Consider the following 16,437-nt stretch of genomic DNA (forward strand, 5'->3'; position numbering starts at 1 on the left):
CACGGTGACGAACCGGCCGACCGCACAGAGTGACGAAGCGCGGGCGCGCAACGCCACGGGCCCCCGCCGGCAGCAGCGTGCTGCCGGCGGGGGCCCGCGGACCCGGGTCCTCGCGCTGGTCCCCGGGATCAGGGAGTCGGGCGCGACGTCCCGGAGGCACCGATCCACAGGTCGTCGACCAGCAGCCGCACCGGGACCGCCGCGGCCGAGCCCGACACGTAGGCCGACACCCCGACCACGCCGGCGGTCTGCAGCGAGGCCGTCGTGTCCGTGGCGGTGAGCTGCCAGTCCACCGGCTCGGCGGTGCCGGTGGTCCACGCCTTGGCCCGGAGCGTGGTGGTGCCCGCACCGGCGACGTCCAGCTTGACCTGCAGCACGCTGCCCGGCGCGTAGGTGCCCGGCAGGGTCAGCGTCCGCAGGGCGACCTCGGTGCCGCCGGCGTTCCGCAGCAGGGCCACGACCACCTTGCCGTCGGCCTGGAACTTGACCGACGTCCGGTACATGTTGCTGCCGCTGGTGCGACGCGCGGTCAGGTAGGCGTAGGTGCCACCACCGGTCGGCGCCCGGTCCAGGGACAGCCCGACCTGGAACGACAGGTCGCGCACCGACACGGCGTTCAGCATCGCCGCCGCCGAGCCGCCGGGCGCCGCGACCTGGAACTGGCCCACCCCACCGGCGACCGAGAGCGCGCCACCGGCCGCGGTCCACGCGCCGCCGACGTCGGCCCGGCCCAGGCCCGAGCTCACCGAGCGCTCGAAGGCGTCGGCGGCCACCGGAGCCACCGCCGGCGGCGGCGCGGTCACGGTCACCGGGTGCTCGACCGAGGCCGTCGCGCCCTCGTCGTCGGTCACGGTCAGCCGCACGGTGTACGTGCCACCCGCCGCGTAGGTGTGCGACGTCGTCGCGCCCGTCGCGGTGCGGCCGTCCCCGAAGTCCCAGGCGTAGGAGGCGAGGGTGCCGTCGGCATCGGAGGAGCCGGACCCGTCCGCCGTGGCGGTCAGCCCGGAGGCGGCCGTGCTGAAGGCGGCGACCGGCGGCTGGTTCACCCGCGGCGCGGTCGCGGTGACGACCTGTTGCACGGAGCTCGTCGCACCGTCGTCGTCGGTCACCGTCAGCTGGACGGTGTACTCCCCGGCCGTGGCGTAGGTGTGCGACGTCGTGGCACCCGTCCCCGTCGTCCCGTCACCGAAGTCCCAGGCGTAGCCGGTCACGCTGCCGTCCGCGTCACCCGAGCCCGAGCCGTCCAGCTGCACCCGCAGGTCGGACACCGCGGCGGCGAAGGCCGCCGTCGGCGCCTGGTTCGCCGGGGGCGGCGGGGGCGTCGAGGTCCCGAGCCGCCAGTGCTCGGCCACCGTGCCCGCCGGCAGCGCGGCCGGGTAGACGGCGACGTCGTCGAGGTCGCCGGCGAAGTAGTTCGCCCCGGCCCAGGTGCTGTCCCCGCCGATGCGCCAGAAGCCCTCGTAGGCCTCGCCGGCGCGGACGTCGTCGCGCTGCGCCACGGGCTGCCCGTCGACGTACAGGGCCAGACCTGCGGGGCTGAGCGAGCCGACCACGTGGTGCCAGCGGCCGTCGTTCAGCCCGGTGCCGCTCTGGACGATGCTCATCGCGCCGGTCCAGACACCGAAGGACAGCCGACCGGACTCGTCCATGTAGAGGTGCCGGTCGTAGTTCGAGCTGTTGCCCGACGACCGGTTGCCGTAGCCGATGATCTTCCCGCCGGCCGTGGAGGTCGTGCGGAACCAGGTCTCGACGCTGAACAGGTCGGGCCCGGGCGCACGGGTCCGGGTGGAGGCCCGCCCCTCACCGCTGCCGTCGAAGGCCGCCGCGGAGTCGGCGTCCCCGACGACCGCACCCGCGATCCCCCGGGTCACGCCCGAGCCGACCTCGAGGTCAGCGGTGCCGGCGAAGTCCAGGGCGTCGCCGGCCGTTTCCCCGAGTCGCCAGTAGTGGCTGGCGCCGTCGGCGAGCACGGCCTCCGAGTAGGGCCCTCCGACGGTGCCGGTCGCGGCGACCGCCACCGACCGGGACGCGGAGCTCGTCGCGCCGCGGTCATCGGTCACCGTCAGCGTCACCCGGTAGCTGCCGGGAGCCGCGTAGGTGTGGCCGACCGAGGCCCCCGTGCCGGTGCTGCCGTCACCGAAGTCCCAGGTGTGGGTGCGGACCGTCCCGTCGGTGTCGGCGGACGCCGAGCCGTCGAAGGTGGCCACGAGACCGGTGGCCGCGGAGGTGAAGGCCGCGGTCGGCGGCTCGTTGTACGTCTCACCCGTGCTGCCGGTGACGAAGTGGCGCTGCACCTGCGCGGCGGTCAGCGGGCCGGCGTAGGTCGCGACCTCGTCGATCTGGCCGTCGAACCACGGGCTCGACCCCGCCCAGGCGGTGTCGCCTCCGACGCGCCAGTAGCCGTTGTAGGCCTGCGCCCCGGTCGCGTCGCTGCGCTGGCCGACGAGCCGGCCGTCCAGGTACATCGTCATGCCGTCGGGACCGACCGAGCCGACGACGTGGTGCCACGAGCCGTCGTTGAGGCCCGGCGCCGTCTGCAGGGTCGCGCCGTAGCCGAGCCAGACGCCGAAGTGCACGCGCCCGGAGTCGTCCATGTACACGTGCCGGTCGTAGCTGTCGCTGGTCCCGGTCGCCCTGCTGCCGAAGCCGACGATCTTGCCGCCGGTCGTGGTGGTCGTCCGGAACCACGCCTCGACGCCGAAGTTCTGCGGGCCGGCGACGGCGCTCGGCGTGGCCGCCGTGCCGTTCGACGAGCCGTCGAAGTCCGCGGCGGTGTTGCCGGTGCCCGCGAGGGCACCGGCGGTGCCCGAGGTGACCCCGGTGCCCAGCGCCAGGTCGTCGAAGGCGGCCTGGTCGTAGCTGCGGGTCGCCCCCGCCGCCTCGCCGAGACGCCAGTAGTGGGTGGGGCTGTCGGCGAGGACCGTCTCGGCGTACAGGCCGCCGGCGGCGGTGTCACCCGAGACCGTCACCGCGGTGGTGCCCCGCGAGGCGGAGTTGCCGAAGGGGTCGTAGGCGACCACCTTGTAGGTGTACCGGCTGCCCGGCGTCAGGCCGCGGTCGACGAAGCCCAGCGTCGGCCGGTCCCAGAACGTGGACGGCGCGGTGGTCTCGAACACCGGCAGCGTCGGGCGGTCGTTGCGGATGACCTGGTAGCGCAGGTTCTGGTTGTCGTCGTCGAAGGTGGCCTGCCACGACACCCGCGCGGCCCCGGCCGACGTCGACGCCACCGTCGGGGTCAGCCCGTCGTTGCTCTTCGGGGCCACCTTGTTCGGGGCGATCGTGGGCAGCGCGTAGCGGACCAGGCCCGCCTGGGGCGTCCCGTTGACCCGCGGGAACTCGCCGCCGTAGACGATGTACTGGCTGTTCCCGGCCACCGACCAGCCGGCCTGCGCCTGGCCGGTCACCTTGCCCGGCTCCATCGTCGGGAACCAGGGCAGCAGCGCCGGCGCGGGCTTGCCGACGAAGTTGGAGTTGGCCATCGTGTTGCCGCCGACGGTGCCGGCGGGCGCCAGGCTGACCGCCGTGGCGAACTTGTTGATCCGCGGGTTCTCCTCGGGGAAGCCCCCGATGTTGCCGCAGTCGTGCGGGTGCCCGGCGAGGTAGAGGGCGCCACCCAGCGGGAAGCTCGAGTAGGTGTCACCGTGGCAGTCGTTGATCGTCTGCACGGCGCCGCCGTCGGCCGTGGCCGAGAACGAACCCTCCAGGTTCCCGGGCCCGTAGTAGTCGTAGCCGGTGCCGTAGACGGTGGTGCCGTCGGTGCTCAGGCTGTAGACGGCCGCGTTGACGCCCTGGTTGGTGATGACCTGGTTGGCCGCGAAGGGCCGCGTCGCGCCGGTGACCGGGTCCAGGGCACCGACACCGGTGGCCTTGACCCCGTTGAGGGTGTCGAACCGCCCGCCGACGACGACCTGCGAGCCGCCGCCGGTCAGCACCATCGCCATGACCTCGTCGCTGGTCTTGTCGTTCCGCGGGTCGCCTTGGGGGTAGAGCGTGTTGCCGTCCGTCGGGCCCACGCCCGGGACCGGCGCCCAGGGCAGGAGCGCTCCGTTGGTGGCGGAGACGGCTGCCAGCCGCGTGCGGGGGGTCGAGCCGATCGCACTCAGCCCACCGCCGAGGTAGACGGTGGTGTCGGTGGCGACGATGGCGCGCACGCGGCCGTTGACGGCGGGGCCCCAGTTCGGTACGAGCGCGCCGGTGGCGGTGTCGTAGGCCGCGACCCGGTACCGGGTCTGCCCGTTGGCGCGGTTGAAGTCACCGCCGACGTAGATGCGCCGGCCGTCCGGGGACGCCGTCACGACGAGGGCCTGCCCGTTGAGGTCCGGGGCGAAGGAGGTGATCAGCGCACCGGTGCGGATGTCGTACGCCAGCAGGTTGTTGCGGACGGTCTCCGAGGTGCCGGGGGCCGCACCCGCGGGCCGGGCCCGGGTGAACTTGCCGGCGACGTACACGGTGTTGCCCACGACCACCTGGGACCAGGCGACCCCGTCGATCTGGACGGTCGGCAGCGCGTCCGCGGTCACCGTGAGCGGCGTCCGCGGGTTCGCGACGTCCAGCGGAGCCGAGTCCGCCGACGCCGTCCCCGGGGCCAGCAGCCCCACCACCGGCACGACCACGAGCGCCAGGCTCACCACCGATGCCACGGCGCGGCGCGCCGAGATCCCCCATGCAGTCATTGCTGTCCCCCGCTCACAGGCGTCCGCGAGATGTCGGACGCTGGTCTCGGCGGATACTAAGCGTGACGATCATGGCCGCACCAGGGGTGAGAGGGTCACTCCATCAGGCGACATGCGCGGCCTGGACGCAGAACGACGCCCCCTCCGCTCACGCAGCGTGAGCGAAGAGGGCGTTCCGAGATCGTCGCCGGAATCGCGCCGACCAGGGGGATCCGGGCTCGTCGTGGTCAGCCGGAGAGGCGCTGCCGCACGTGGTGCCGGCCCAGCCGGACCGCGACGTGCGCGGCGGTGTCCCGTGGGCTCACGTAGCAGCGGGGCAGGGTGAAACGGTCGCCGGGCACGTAGTCCCCCGTGACGCAGGCGTGGTCGTAGCCCGCCGCCTGGACGGCGTCCGCCGCGGCGTCGTCGTAGCTGCCGTAGGGGTAGCAGAAGCCCGCCACTTCCTCCTGGAGGACGTCCTGCAGCACCTGGCGGCTGCCGCCGATCTCCTCCGCGAGGGTGGCCGGGTCCGCTCCCGCCAACCGGGCGTGGGTCATGGTGTGGCTGCCGATCTCGAGGCCGGACGCGGCGACGGCGCGCACCTGGTCGGCGGTCATGAGGCCGAACCGTGGGCCCTCGTCCCACTCGTTGTGCCCGCCGATGCGGCCGGCCACGACGTAGACGGTGCCGGTCATGCCGTACTGCCGCAGCAGCGGGACGGCGTGGTCGAGGAAGTCGGTGTAGCCGTCGTCGAAGGTGAGGCCGACGAGCCTCGCCGCGGTCCCTCGCTCCCGCGCCTGCAGGAGCTCCCCCAGCGACACCCCGCGCAGCCCGAGCCGGCGAAGCAGCCGGAGGTGCCGCTCCAGCCGCGACGGGTGCACGCGGAGCCGGTGCGGATCGGGCTCGGCCGACGGGCTGATCGAGTGGTACATGAGCACGGGCGGGATGCTCACCCGCGTCCCGCGTACGGCGGCGGTCACAGCTCTCCTCGGAGTTCTCGGGTCAGGGCGCGCACCTGGGCGACGAGCTCGGTCCGGTAGCGCGACGACGTGTGCCGCCGCTGCGCCTGGGCGGCGTCCTCGAGCGCGGCCGCGCGCGTCGCCCCCCAGTCGCCGGTCACCGCCTGGACCGCGTCGGCCCACTCCTCGGGGCGCGCCGGGTCGACGGCCCGCACCCCGGCGTACCCGGCGGTGGCCTCCCGCAGCCCGCTGTGGTCGCTCACGACGAGCGGGCGGGCGGCCAGCACGGCCTCGACCGCGGTGTTGCCGAAGGACTCGTCCCCGACCGAGGGCACGAGGACGACGTCGGCGTCGGCCAGGTGCGGCCAGACGTCGCTCCGGAAGCCGACGAAGTCCACGCGGTCGTCCAGGCCGGCGGCCGCGATCGTGGTCCGCAGCTCGGCCTCGAACCACTCGTAGCCGGTGAACACCGACCCGAGGAGGACCAGCCGGGCGTCGACCCCGCGGCGGACGAGCTCGTCGAGCGCCGCGACGGCCACCTGCGGTCCCTTGCGGGGCGAGAGCCGGCCCACGTAGAGCAGGTGCAGCGGTCCGGTCAGCGTCTCCCGGACCGGCCGGAGCACCGGCGGTCCCGGGACGACGTTGTGCACGACCGTGCTGCGTCGCGCGGTCCGCGGGGCGACCTCCGCGAGGACGTCACGGGTGAAGCCGCTGTTGGCCACCACGCGGTGGGCCAGCGCGGGACCGAGCGCCAGGCCGCGCCGCAGCAGCCGGGGCAGGGACTGCTCCGCCTCGTGGACGTGGCACAGCGACCGCCGCCCCGCCACGCGTGCCAGCAGTGGCCACGACGGCAGGGTGAGGGTGTTGACGTAGACGCCGGCGGCGCCGTGCCGGCGGATCAGGCGCAGCGCCGGGACCAGCCCGCGCAGCGCGTCCGCGACCAGCCGCGCCAGGCCGGCCGGCCGGAGCGCGCCGTTGCGCAGGACGGGCATCCGGCACCGCACCACCCGCGCACCCAGCGCCTCGAGCTCCGCCGTCAGCGGACCCGGCCCCGGGAGCGCGACGGTCACGTCGAAGTCGGCGACCAGTGCGGCCACCGACCCGAGCAGGACGCGGTCGGCCCCGTAGAGCTCCGCTCCCGGGTGCACGACCAGGACCGGCGGCCGCGCCGGCCCGGCGCCGCCGGAGCCGCGACCGCGGTGGGAGCTGGCGGACATCGGCGTCAGGCGGCCCGGCCCGTGAACAGCACGCGGGGCGCACCGGCCCGGTAGCCGACGTCGACGGTGACGGTCTCCCGGGCGCCGGACGGGACGCTGAAGACGTAGACCCCCTCGGCCTCCTCGCCCGGGGCGAGCCGGCCGGTGAAGGGCCTCGAGGACGAGTCGTCGAGCGGCGAGGCCGGAGCGGCGTCGGTTCCGTAGGACAGGTTCACGGCCACGCCGTCCAGGGAGATCTCCTGGTCGCCGTCGTTGAGGATGCGCACGGTCACGCGCAGGGCCGGCCCCGCCACGTTGCCCGGCCCCTGGCCGCTGCCCTGGACGGCCTCGATCGCCGGGAGGGTCACCACGGTGCCGTCGCCGACCGGCCCCTGCGCCTCGAGCCCCACGGGCTCCAGCGCCGGGGGCAGCTGGTCGTCGGGTCCGGCGACGGGGGTCTCCGGAGCCGGTGCGGTCGTCGGCGCGGCGGTCCCGGTCGGCGTGGTCCCCGCGTCCGTCGACTCGGCCGTCGACGGTGCCGTCGACGGTGCGCTCGACCCGGCGGCTGCCGGGGTCCGGTCCGTGTCGTCGCCGCGGGTCAGGGCGAGCACGACCACCAGTGCCGCCACGAGCAGGGCCGCGCCGGCCGCGAGGAGGAGGCGGCGCCGGTCCCACCGGGCAGGGGGTGACGGCTCCGGCCGCCCGGCCTCCGGTCCGGATGCGACTCCACTCGTGCGTGCGTCGGTGGAACTCATCGCGGCAACCTCTCCATCTCGCGGAACCACTTGACCGAGGCGAGGACGAGGAACGCCGCCATCGCGAAGAACAGGAACGCGTACACCGACATGAACAGCGCCGGTGCACCGAAGAGGACGAAGACGCAGCAGAGCAGCCCGTAGTCGGTCGGCAGGACCAGCAGCGACCGGGTGACGCTGGCGCGCTCGCCGGTCGCCTGCGCGCGGGTCACCACCCCGTGCTGCGCACGCAGGGCCTCGTTGAGCATGGTGCCGAAGTAGAGCACCGCATCGACGACGGCGTAGCCCAGCGGCACCAGCAGCAGGGTCGTGTCGACGGTCTCGAAGCGGTACATGCCGATGACCACCGCGAGGTGCAGGCTGGAGGACTTCACGGCGTCGACCATGTGGTCGAGCCACTCCCCGGCCGGGGACCCTCCACCCCGCAGGCGGGCCAGCTGCCCGTCCGCGGCATCGAGCGCGTACCCGACGACCAGGCACGCCGCGACCGCGACGGCCATGGGCCACGACGGACGGACGAGGGCCACCAGGCCGATGCCCGTCGCGGTGAAGCCGGCGCTGATCGCCGTCACCGCGTTGGGGGTCAGCCCCGCGTGGAACGCCAGCGCGGCGAAGAGGCGCCCGAGTCTGCGGTTGACGAAGCGGGAGTAGGCGGGCGCACCGACCGCGCCCTTCTGCGCTCCGGCCAGCCGCGCGAGGGTCGCCCGCAGCGTCTCGTCGGCCGGGAGGGTCACCGCGGTCACTGCTGCGCTCCGGGGAACCGGATGACCGAGGCGTCCGCCGCCTCGGCCACCGGCCGCGGTCGGGGCTCCGGGATGCGCAGGGGTGCGGGTGCCGTGGGGTGCATCCGGCGGCCGCTGGGGCGCCGGGTGGGGAAGTCGCGACGGGCCAGGGCCTGCGCGAGCTTCTCGTAGCCGGTGGCCACGGCGTCCCAGTCGTAGTTGGCGGCCAGCTCGCGGGCCCGCCGCCCGGCGGACCGGATCCGCCGCGGCTCGGCCTCGGCGGCCTCGACGAGCGCGGCCACGTCGGCCGGGCTCCCGAAGTAGCGCCCGGCCTCGGCGACGACCTCGCGGTTGAAGTCGCAGTCGAATGCCAGCACCGCCGCGCCGGCGCCGATGGCGCGCAGCAGGGAGGGGTTGGTGCCCCCGACGGAGTGACCGTGCAGGTAGGTGTAGGAGTTCGCGTACAGCTGGTCGAGCTGCACCTGGTCCCAGACCCCGCCGAGGAAGCGGACCCGGCCGTCCGCCGCGGCGTGCACCCGGGCCGTGTACTCGTCGGAGTACGGGGCGGAGCCGACCACGACGAGCGGCTTGGTGGCGGAGCTGCGGGCGTACCCGTCGACGATGAGCTCGACGTGGTTCTCCGGCTCGAAGCGGGCGACCACGAGGTGGTACTGACCGGGCTCCAGCCCCAGCTCGGCCAGCCGGTCGGACCCGGGCTCGATCAGGGGGGCGCCGTAGGTCAGCAGCGTCGTCGGTGCCCCGAACTCGTGCCGGTAGTAGTCGGCGATGCCGACGGCGTCGGCGATGAGCGCGTCCGACCAGCGCACGGCCAGGGACTCGGCTCCGCGGTAGTACCGCTGGCCGACCGGGCCCCACTTGGCGCGCTTCCACTCCAGCCCGTCCACGTGCGTGGCGACGGGGATGCGGGCGGCGCGCAGCATCGGCAGCAGCGGCGAGTTGGCGGCGTTGAACACGAAGGCCGCGTCGGTGCGGTGGGCGAGCAGGTGGCCGACCGACAGCGCCGAGTGGCTCAGCGTCTCCAGCGCCCGCTTGCGGGCGGCGGGCAGGTGGACCAGCTCCATGCCGAGGTGCCGGCCGGGCCGGGCGGCGTCCCCGCGCTCGGTGCGGCAGTAGACGACGACGCGGTGCCCGCGGTCGGCCAGCCGCCGGCCGACCTCCTCGACCGCGGTCTCGAAGCCGCCGTACCGGGCCGGGACGCCCCGCGTCCCCAGCATGGCGATGCGCATCGTCGATCCGTTCGTTCGCTGGTCAGCGACCAGCAGGGCCGCTGCGGCGCGTGGTCACGCACCGCCGATCCAGGATCGCGGCCCGCGGCTCCGAGGGCGCCGTTCCGCCGGACGCCGTCCCCCCTCCGGATGACCTCCGAAAGGGGTGGGTCAGTACGCCCCGGACCGGTTGAGCACGGCCCGCGTGGTCTTCCAGAGGATGAGGAAGTCCAGGGCCAGGGACCAGTTCTCCACGTAGCGGAGGTCGAGCCGGACGGCCTCCTCCCACGGCAGGTCGCTGCGCCCCGAGATCTGCCACAGCCCGGTGAGGCCGGGCTTCACCAGCAGCCGTCGGCTGACCGAGGAGTCGTAGCGCGCCACCTCCGCCGGCAGCGGCGGCCGGGGACCCACGAGCGCCATGGAGCCGCCCAGGACGTTGAACAGCTGCGGCAGCTCGTCGAGGGAGAGCCGGCGCAGCCAGCGGCCGACCGGGGTGACGCGCGGGTCCTCCCGCATCTTGAACAGCAGTCCGTCGGAGATGTTGCCCGCACGGACGGCGTCGAGGCGCTGGTCGGCGTCGACGACCATGCTGCGGAACTTCAGCATCGTGAAGGACCGTCCGTTGATGCCGATCCGCTCCTGGCGGTACAGCGCCGGGCCGCGGCTGCCCAGCCGGACGGCGAGCGCGATGCCCAGCAGGACCGGGGAGAGCACCAGCAGCGCCAGGGCGGCGGCGCACCGGTCGACGGCACCCTTGACCATCCGGCGCCAGCCCTCGAAGCGGGGCTGCTCGACCGAGAGCAGGGGCAGACCCTCGAAGGGCCGGATGTGCAGGCGCGGGCCGGCCACCTCGATCAGACCCGGGGCGACGAGCAGCTCCACGCCGCTGCCCTCCAGGCGCCACGACAGCTGGCGGAGGTACTGCGCCGCCGTCTCGCTGGCGGAGGTGACGGCGATGGTGTCGGCGCCCAGGCGGGCCGCCATCGACACCACGTCGTCCAGCCCCTCGACCGGGACGTCGGCCAGCCCGGCCACCCGGGTCCGGTCGGCGGGGGTGACGCAGAAGCCGACGACGTCCAGACCCGCGTAGTGCTCGCGGCGCAGCCGGTCGGCCAGCTCCATGACCGCACCGCCGCGGCCGACGACGACCACGCGCTTGGTGCAGCGGCCGCGGGCCCGCAGCCGGCGCAGACCGCACCGTGCGGCGTAGCGCCACGCCAGCGTGGTCACCGCCAGGGCGGGGATGCCGACGACGACGAGCGCCCGGCTCAGGTCGAGGTCGGCGGCGTAGGAGACGAAGCCGGCGAGGGCGAGCAGGACCAGACCGGCCCGCCCGACGGTGCGGTACTCGTCGCTGCCGGTGCCGAACATCGGCTCGGTGTAGGCACCGCAACCCCAGAGCAGCAGCGGCCAGGCGACCACGAGGGCGACGGCGGCCCAGAACAGGGACGGCACCGGCGGCAGGCCCTCGGGGCGGGTGACGACGACGAGGGTGCCGACGACCGCGGCGGCGAGCGCCTCGACGACAGCGAGGGTGAGCGCGTAGTTGCGCACCCAGGAGGCGGTGGCCCGGCGGTCGAGCGCGGGGACGCGCTGAGCCTCCTGGCTCCCGCGCGGGACCGGGATCCGGTCCAGCCCCTCACCCACTGCTGCCCTGTCGACCAACATGTCCACTCCCCCGTTACGCAGCGTGTTCGGACCGATACGGGGGATGGAGCTCGAAGGCTCCGAACAGGACGTTCTCCCCCGAGTGCGGTCCTTGCGCAGGAGCAACACTCACAGTCCGTGACCGTCAGGGTCAACACGGAGCGCGACCGTTCACCCTTTCGGGAGGCACCGACGCCCCGCTCACGGAGCGCGACGGTCAGGTGCGGGGGTGGACCTCGTTCTGCGCGGCTTCCAGGCCACGGGCGAGGAGCAGCTCGGTGGCGTCGGCCGCCTCGACGAGGAGCAGGTCCAGCTCCTTGCGCTCGGTCGAGGAGAAGTCCTTGAGCACGTAGTCGGCGGGGTCCTGGCGACCCGGGGGCCTGCCGATCCCCACCCGCACGCGCAGGTAGTCCTTGGTCCCCGTGGAGCGGGTGATCGAGCGCAGGCCGTTGTGCCCGCCCTCGCCGCCTCCGCGCTTGAGCCGCACCACGGCGAAGTCGATGTCGAGCTCGTCGTGCACGACGACGAGGTCGGTGGCGGGCAGCTTGTGGTAGTCCAGCAGCCCGCGGACGGGACCACCCGACTCGTTCATGTAGGTCAGCGGCCGGGCCAGGACGACCCGGCGGCCGGCCAGCCGCCCCTCGCCGCTGACCGCGCGGGAGCGGGCGCCCTTGCCCGGCGAGAGCCGGATGCCGGCCCGCTCGGCGAGCACGTCGAGCACCATCGCGCCGACGTTGTGCCGGTTGCCGGCGTACCCGGGCCCGGGGTTGCCGAGCCCGACGACGAGGAACGGGCCCTCGCCCGGAGCGGACGCCGCGGGGGCGCCGGCAGTGCCGGCGCCCCCGCGGGTCGTGCTGTCGGTCAGCGGATGCCTCAGTTGTCCGCGGACTTCTCGGCCGAGTCCATCGACTCGCCGCTGCCCTGGGCCGACGGCTCGGGGACGACGTCGCCCTCGCCGGTGCCCTCGGCGGCGGAGTCGGACTCCTCGCGCTCGATTCCGGCCTCGGCCTCGGCCTCGGCCAGCTCGGCCTCCAGCGCCTCGGCGGTCGGGGCGCCCAGGAAGCCGATGACCATCGCCTCGGGGTCGGTGATCAGCGTCGAGCCCGAGGGCAGGACGAGGTCACCGGCGGCGATGTTCTGACCGGCGCTGCGCCCGGTGATGTCGACCTCGATGCTGTCGGGCAGCTTCGTGGCGTCGGCCTCGATGGAGACGGTGTTGAGCTGGTGGTTCGGGATCGCGTCGGGGGCCGGCTCGCCCACGATGACGATCGGGACCTCGACGGTGGTCTTCTCGCCGCGACGGACGAGCAGCAGGTCGGCGTGCTTGTGCTGGCGGGTCAGCGGGTCGCGCTGGATGGCCTTGGTCAGCGCGAGCTGCTCGTTGCCGTCCAGGACGATGGTCAGCAGGGCGTTACCGCCACCGTTGCGCAGGGCCGCGGCGAACTCGCGGGCGGGCAGCGACAGGTGGACGACGTCCTGGCCGTGCCCGTAGAGGACGGCGGGGACGCGGCCGGCGCGGCGGGTGCGACGGGCGCTGCCCTTGCCGAACTCGGTGCGGGTCTCGGCCTCGAGACGGAAGTCAGCCACGGTGGTGTGCTCCTAGCGAAGAGGGTCTGCGTGCGTGCCGGCGACCGACCGCAGCGCACCCCGCGGGGGCACACGCACGTCGATCACGGAGCAGTCGGACTGCTCCCTCGCCGGGCAACGGGAGCCAGATTACCCCAGGTGCGCGAGCACCTGACGGGCGCACTCGTCGACGGTGCGGCCGCGCGTCTCGAGGGTCACCTCGGCGTCGACCGGGACCTCGTAGGGGTCGCTGATCCCGGTGAAGGCGGGGATCTCCCCGCGGCGGGCCTTCGCGTACAGGCCCTTGCGGTCGCGTTCCTCGCAGTCGGCCAGGGACGTCGCCACGTGGACGAGCACGAAGCTGCCCGGGCCGGCCTGGCTCTCGGCCTCGTGGCGGACCGCCCCGCGGACCGAGGCGTAGGGCGCGATGGGCGCGCACACCGCGATGCCGCCGTGCTTGGCGATGCGGGCGGCCACCCAGCCGATCCGCTCCACGTTGGTGTCCCGGTCCGCGCGCGAGAAGCCCAGGCCGGCGGACAGGTGGTGGCGGACCTCGTCGCCGTCCAGCAGCGTGACCCCGCGCCCCTCCTCCACCAGGAGCTCGACGACGCGGGCGGCGATCGTCGACTTGCCCGCGCCCGACAGCCCGGTGAAGAACAGCACCCTGCCCGCCGGGGGGCCCTCGGGCCCGGAGCCGACCCGGCTGCCCAGGAGCGTCGCGCCGTAGGCCGCGGCCAGGGACGCCCAGCTGACCTCGGGGGCCGCGGCGGTCACCGGCACGAACACCAGCTCCACCTCCCGGCCGCTGCCGCGCACCGCCGCCCACGCGGCCGCCGCCGCGGACATCGACGCGGAGTCCGCGGGCGCACCCGCGACGGGGACCAGCGCGAGCACGCGCGCGGGGAGTTCCCCGGCGTCGGCCGGCGGGTGCCCGACCCAGGCGACGGGATCCGTCCACCCCCGCCCGGTCAGCCCTGCGGCCACGTCCGCCGGGGACCGCCAGCGCGGGACCTCGACGACGGTGAGCCGACCGTCCTCGCGGACGGCGACGAGCACGCCCTGGGCGTCCTCGTAGGCCTCCGCCGTCGGGAGCCCGGACACGGCCTCGGCCAGCCCGAAGGCGTGACGGGCCAGCGCCGCCACCTCGGCGTCATCGAGGCGGGACCGGGTGTCAGGCACGGGCGGGTGCCGATCGGGGGCGGGTGCCGGTGCTCAGCTGGCGCCGTCGAACAGCGAGGTCACCGAGCCGTCCTCGAAGACCTCCTTGATCGCCCGGGCGAGCAGGGGGGCGATCGACAGGACGGTCAGCTTGTCGAAGCGGCGGTCGTCCTCGATGGGCAGCGTGTTGGTGATGATGACCTCGCTGACCTTGCTGTTCGAGAGCCGCTCGACCGCGGGGCCGGACAGCACGCCGTGCGTGGCGGCGACGATCACGTCGGCCGCACCGGCGTCGAAGAGGGTCTCGGCCGCCTTCACGATCGTGCCGCCGGTGTCGATCATGTCGTCGACCAGGATGCAGACCCGGCCCTCGACCTCGCCGACGACGCGGTTGGCGACGACCTCGTTGGCGACCAGCGGGTCGCGCGTCTTGTGGATGAAGGCCAGCGGGGTGCCGCCGAGCTTGTCGCTCCACCGCTCCGAGACGCGGACCCGCCCGGAGTCCGGCGAGACGACGGTGATGTCGCGGTCGCCCCAGCGCTCCTTGACGTGGTGGATCAGCAGGTCGAGGGCGAAGAGGTGGTCGACCGGGCCGTCGAAGAAGCCCTGGATCTGCGCGGTGTGCAGGTCGACGGTCATCAGCCGGTCGGCGCCGGCGGTCTTGAAGAGGTCGGCGACCAGGCGGGCCGAGATCGGCTCGCGGCCGCGGTGCTTCTTGTCCTGCCTGGCGTAGGGGAAGAACGGCGCGACCACGGTGATCCGCTTGGCCGAGGCTCGCTTGAGCGCGTCGACCATGATCAGCTGCTCCATGAGCCACGTGTTGATCGGCGCGGTGTGGCTCTGCAGCACGAAGGCGTCGCAGCCGCGGACGGACTCCTCGAACCGGACGAACAGCTCGCCGTTGGCGAACTCGTAGGACGCGGTCGGGGTGGGGGTGACCCCCAGGTGCCCGGCGATCTCGGTGGCGAGCTCGGGGTAGGCCCGGCCGGAGAAGAGCATCAGGCTCTTGTTGGTGGTCTGCCGGATGGCGCTCATCGGGTCTGCTGTCCCTCGTCGTCGTCGTGCGCCCCGGTGTTCTCGGGGGCATCCGCCCGCCGCTCGGCGGCTGCGGCGGCCTCCGCGGCGGGAGTACCCGGCCGTCGGCGCCGGACCCAGCCTGCCACATTTCGCTGGGGCCCCCGCGCCACGCCCATGGCGCCCGGCGGGACATCGCTGGTGATCACCGACCCGGCCGCGGTGTAGGCGCCGTCCCCGATGGTGACCGGCGCCACCAGCATCGTGTCCGAGCCGATCCGCGCGTGGTCGCCGATGGTCGTGCGGTGCTTGTCCACCCCGTCGTAGTTGACGAAGACGGTGGCGGCACCGATGTTGGCGCCCCGGCCGATGGTCGCGTCACCGACGTAGGACAGGTGCGGGACCTTGGACCCCTCCCCCACCTCGGCGTTCTTGGTCTCCACGAACGCGCCCACCTTGCTGCCGCGGGCCAGGCGGCTGCCGGGGCGCAGGTAGCTGAACGGCCCGACGGTGGCCTCCGGCCCGATCACCGAGCCGAGGCAGTGCGAGCGGAGCACCGTCGCGCCCGCCTCGACCACGCAGTCGGCGAGGGTGGTGTCGGGCCCGACGACGGCGCCCGCGGCGACGGTGGTCGCGCCCAGCAGCTGGGTGCCCGGGTGCAGGACGGCGTCCGCCTCGGCGCTCGCGGTGACGTCGACCCAGGTGGTCTGCGGGTCGACGACGGTGACGCCGGCGCGCATCAGGTCGTCCAGCACGCGGTCGTTGAGGGTGCGCCGCCGCTCGGCCAGCTCTCGGCGGTCGTTGCAGCCCAGGACGTCGTCGGGGTCGTCGGCGCGCACGGCGGCGGTCGGCGCCCCGCCCTCGACCAGCGGCGCGAGCGCGTCGGTGAGGTACTGCTCCCCCTGCGCGTTGGACGTCCCGAGGCCGGCGAGCACCCGGCGCAGCGTGCCCGCGTTCGCGACGTACACGCCGGCGTTGACCTCGCGGATGGCGCGCTGCTCGTCGGTGGCGTCCCGCTCCTCGACGATGGCCCGGGGGGCACCGCGCTCGTCCCGGACGATGCGGCCCAGACCCGTCGGGTCCTCGACCTCGGCGGTGAGGACGGTGAAGACGCTGCCGGCGGCGTCATGAGCCGCCACGAGCGCGGCCAGCGTGCGGGCGGTCAGCAGCGGCGCATCCCCGTTGACGACGAGGACCGAGCCGTCGAGGTCGGGCACGGCGGCCAGCGCCACCTCGGCCGCGTGGCCCGAGCCCAGCTGCTGCTCCTGCACGACGGCGAGGGCGCCGGGGGCGATCTCGGCGAGATGCGCCTCGACCTGCTCGCGGCCGGCGCCGACGACGACGGCGGTGGTGCCGGCGCTCAGCGGCGCGGCCGCGGCGAGGACGTGCCCGAGCATCGAGCGGCCACCGAGGGTGTGCAGCACCTTCGGCGTCGACGAGCGCATGCGGGTGCCCTGACCAGCGGCCAGGACGACGACGCCGGCGACGGCCGGTTGCCCTGCGGTACGGGACGCGGACGGAACCTGGCTGGCCACGGAACTC

12 protein-coding genes are annotated in these 16,437 nt (G+C 74.5%); all 12 read right to left on the reverse strand.

All coding sequences use genetic code 11. The features are described 5' to 3' along the window. Window positions 1–128 precede the first annotated feature (128 nt). The gene (locus BLS70_RS05915) at window positions 129–4,673 is read right to left on the reverse strand and encodes a PKD domain-containing protein (RefSeq protein ID WP_091764695.1); all 4,545 of its coding nucleotides are present in this window, start codon (window positions 4,671–4,673) and stop codon (window positions 129–131) included. Between the two features lie 227 nt (window positions 4,674–4,900). Continuing rightward, entirely contained in the window at window positions 4,901–5,632 is a 732-nt protein-coding gene (locus BLS70_RS05920; protein ID WP_218122296.1) for a polysaccharide deacetylase family protein, read from the reverse strand. Next, complete coding sequence (locus tag BLS70_RS05925) at window positions 5,629–6,828, reverse strand: glycosyltransferase (protein ID WP_091764696.1); 1,200 nt, start codon at window positions 6,826–6,828, stop codon at window positions 5,629–5,631. Before BLS70_RS05925 ends, BLS70_RS05920 begins: the two co-directional genes overlap by 4 nt. A gap of 5 nt (window positions 6,829–6,833) precedes the next feature. Then, entirely contained in the window at window positions 6,834–7,562 is a 729-nt protein-coding gene (locus tag BLS70_RS05930; RefSeq protein WP_091764697.1) for a hypothetical protein, read from the reverse strand. After that, complete coding sequence (locus BLS70_RS05935) at window positions 7,559–8,305, reverse strand: CDP-alcohol phosphatidyltransferase family protein (protein WP_091764698.1); 747 nt, start codon at window positions 8,303–8,305, stop codon at window positions 7,559–7,561. The genes BLS70_RS05930 and BLS70_RS05935 overlap by 4 nt, the downstream gene beginning before the upstream one ends. Then, window positions 8,302–9,531: a DUF1972 domain-containing protein gene (locus BLS70_RS05940; RefSeq protein WP_091764699.1), complete on the reverse strand. Its 1,230-nt coding sequence runs from the start codon at window positions 9,529–9,531 to the stop codon at window positions 8,302–8,304. The genes BLS70_RS05935 and BLS70_RS05940 overlap by 4 nt, the downstream gene beginning before the upstream one ends. Before the next feature lie 150 nt (window positions 9,532–9,681). Beyond that, on the reverse strand, window positions 9,682–11,178 hold the full coding sequence (locus tag BLS70_RS05945; RefSeq protein WP_091764700.1) for a sugar transferase: 1,497 nt from the start codon (window positions 11,176–11,178) through the stop codon (window positions 9,682–9,684). Window positions 11,179–11,374: 196 nt separating this feature from the next. Next, complete coding sequence (pth, locus tag BLS70_RS05950; protein WP_369406216.1) at window positions 11,375–12,034, reverse strand: aminoacyl-tRNA hydrolase; 660 nt, start codon at window positions 12,032–12,034, stop codon at window positions 11,375–11,377. Next, the gene (locus tag BLS70_RS05955) at window positions 12,031–12,744 is read right to left on the reverse strand and encodes a 50S ribosomal protein L25/general stress protein Ctc (protein ID WP_091764702.1); all 714 of its coding nucleotides are present in this window, start codon (window positions 12,742–12,744) and stop codon (window positions 12,031–12,033) included. Before BLS70_RS05955 ends, pth begins: the two co-directional genes overlap by 4 nt. 129 nt (window positions 12,745–12,873) lie before the next feature. After that, window positions 12,874–13,902, reverse strand: coding sequence for an adenylyl-sulfate kinase (cysC, locus tag BLS70_RS05960; RefSeq protein WP_255362257.1), 1,029 nt, complete (start codon window positions 13,900–13,902; stop codon window positions 12,874–12,876). A 33-nt stretch (window positions 13,903–13,935) separates the two neighbouring features. Further along, window positions 13,936–14,916, reverse strand: a complete 981-nt coding sequence (locus BLS70_RS05965; protein WP_091764703.1) for a ribose-phosphate diphosphokinase — start codon at window positions 14,914–14,916, stop codon at window positions 13,936–13,938. After that, complete coding sequence (glmU, locus tag BLS70_RS05970) at window positions 14,913–16,430, reverse strand: bifunctional UDP-N-acetylglucosamine diphosphorylase/glucosamine-1-phosphate N-acetyltransferase GlmU (protein WP_091764704.1); 1,518 nt, start codon at window positions 16,428–16,430, stop codon at window positions 14,913–14,915. The genes BLS70_RS05965 and glmU overlap by 4 nt, the downstream gene beginning before the upstream one ends. Window positions 16,431–16,437 lie beyond the last annotated feature (7 nt).

The organism is Blastococcus aurantiacus (assembly GCF_900102425.1).
Taxonomy (GTDB): domain Bacteria; phylum Actinomycetota; class Actinomycetes; order Mycobacteriales; family Geodermatophilaceae; genus Blastococcus; species Blastococcus aurantiacus.

Bases quoted from the DNA above. Each gene is read 5' to 3' on its own strand.
- BLS70_RS05915 (WP_091764695.1), bottom strand. From the start codon at position 4,673: ATGACTGCATGGGGGATCTCGGCGCGCCGCGCCGTGGCATCGGTGGTG.
- BLS70_RS05925 (WP_091764696.1), bottom strand. From the start codon at position 6,828: ATGTCCGCCAGCTCCCACCGCGGTCGCGGCTCCGGCGGCGCCGGGCCG.
- BLS70_RS05930 (WP_091764697.1), bottom strand. From the start codon at position 7,562: ATGAGTTCCACCGACGCACGCACGAGTGGAGTCGCATCCGGACCGGAG.
- BLS70_RS05940 (WP_091764699.1), bottom strand. From the start codon at position 9,531: ATGCGCATCGCCATGCTGGGGACGCGGGGCGTCCCGGCCCGGTACGGC.
- BLS70_RS05945 (WP_091764700.1), bottom strand. From the start codon at position 11,178: ATGTTGGTCGACAGGGCAGCAGTGGGTGAGGGGCTGGACCGGATCCCG.
- BLS70_RS05965 (WP_091764703.1), bottom strand. From the start codon at position 14,916: ATGAGCGCCATCCGGCAGACCACCAACAAGAGCCTGATGCTCTTCTCC.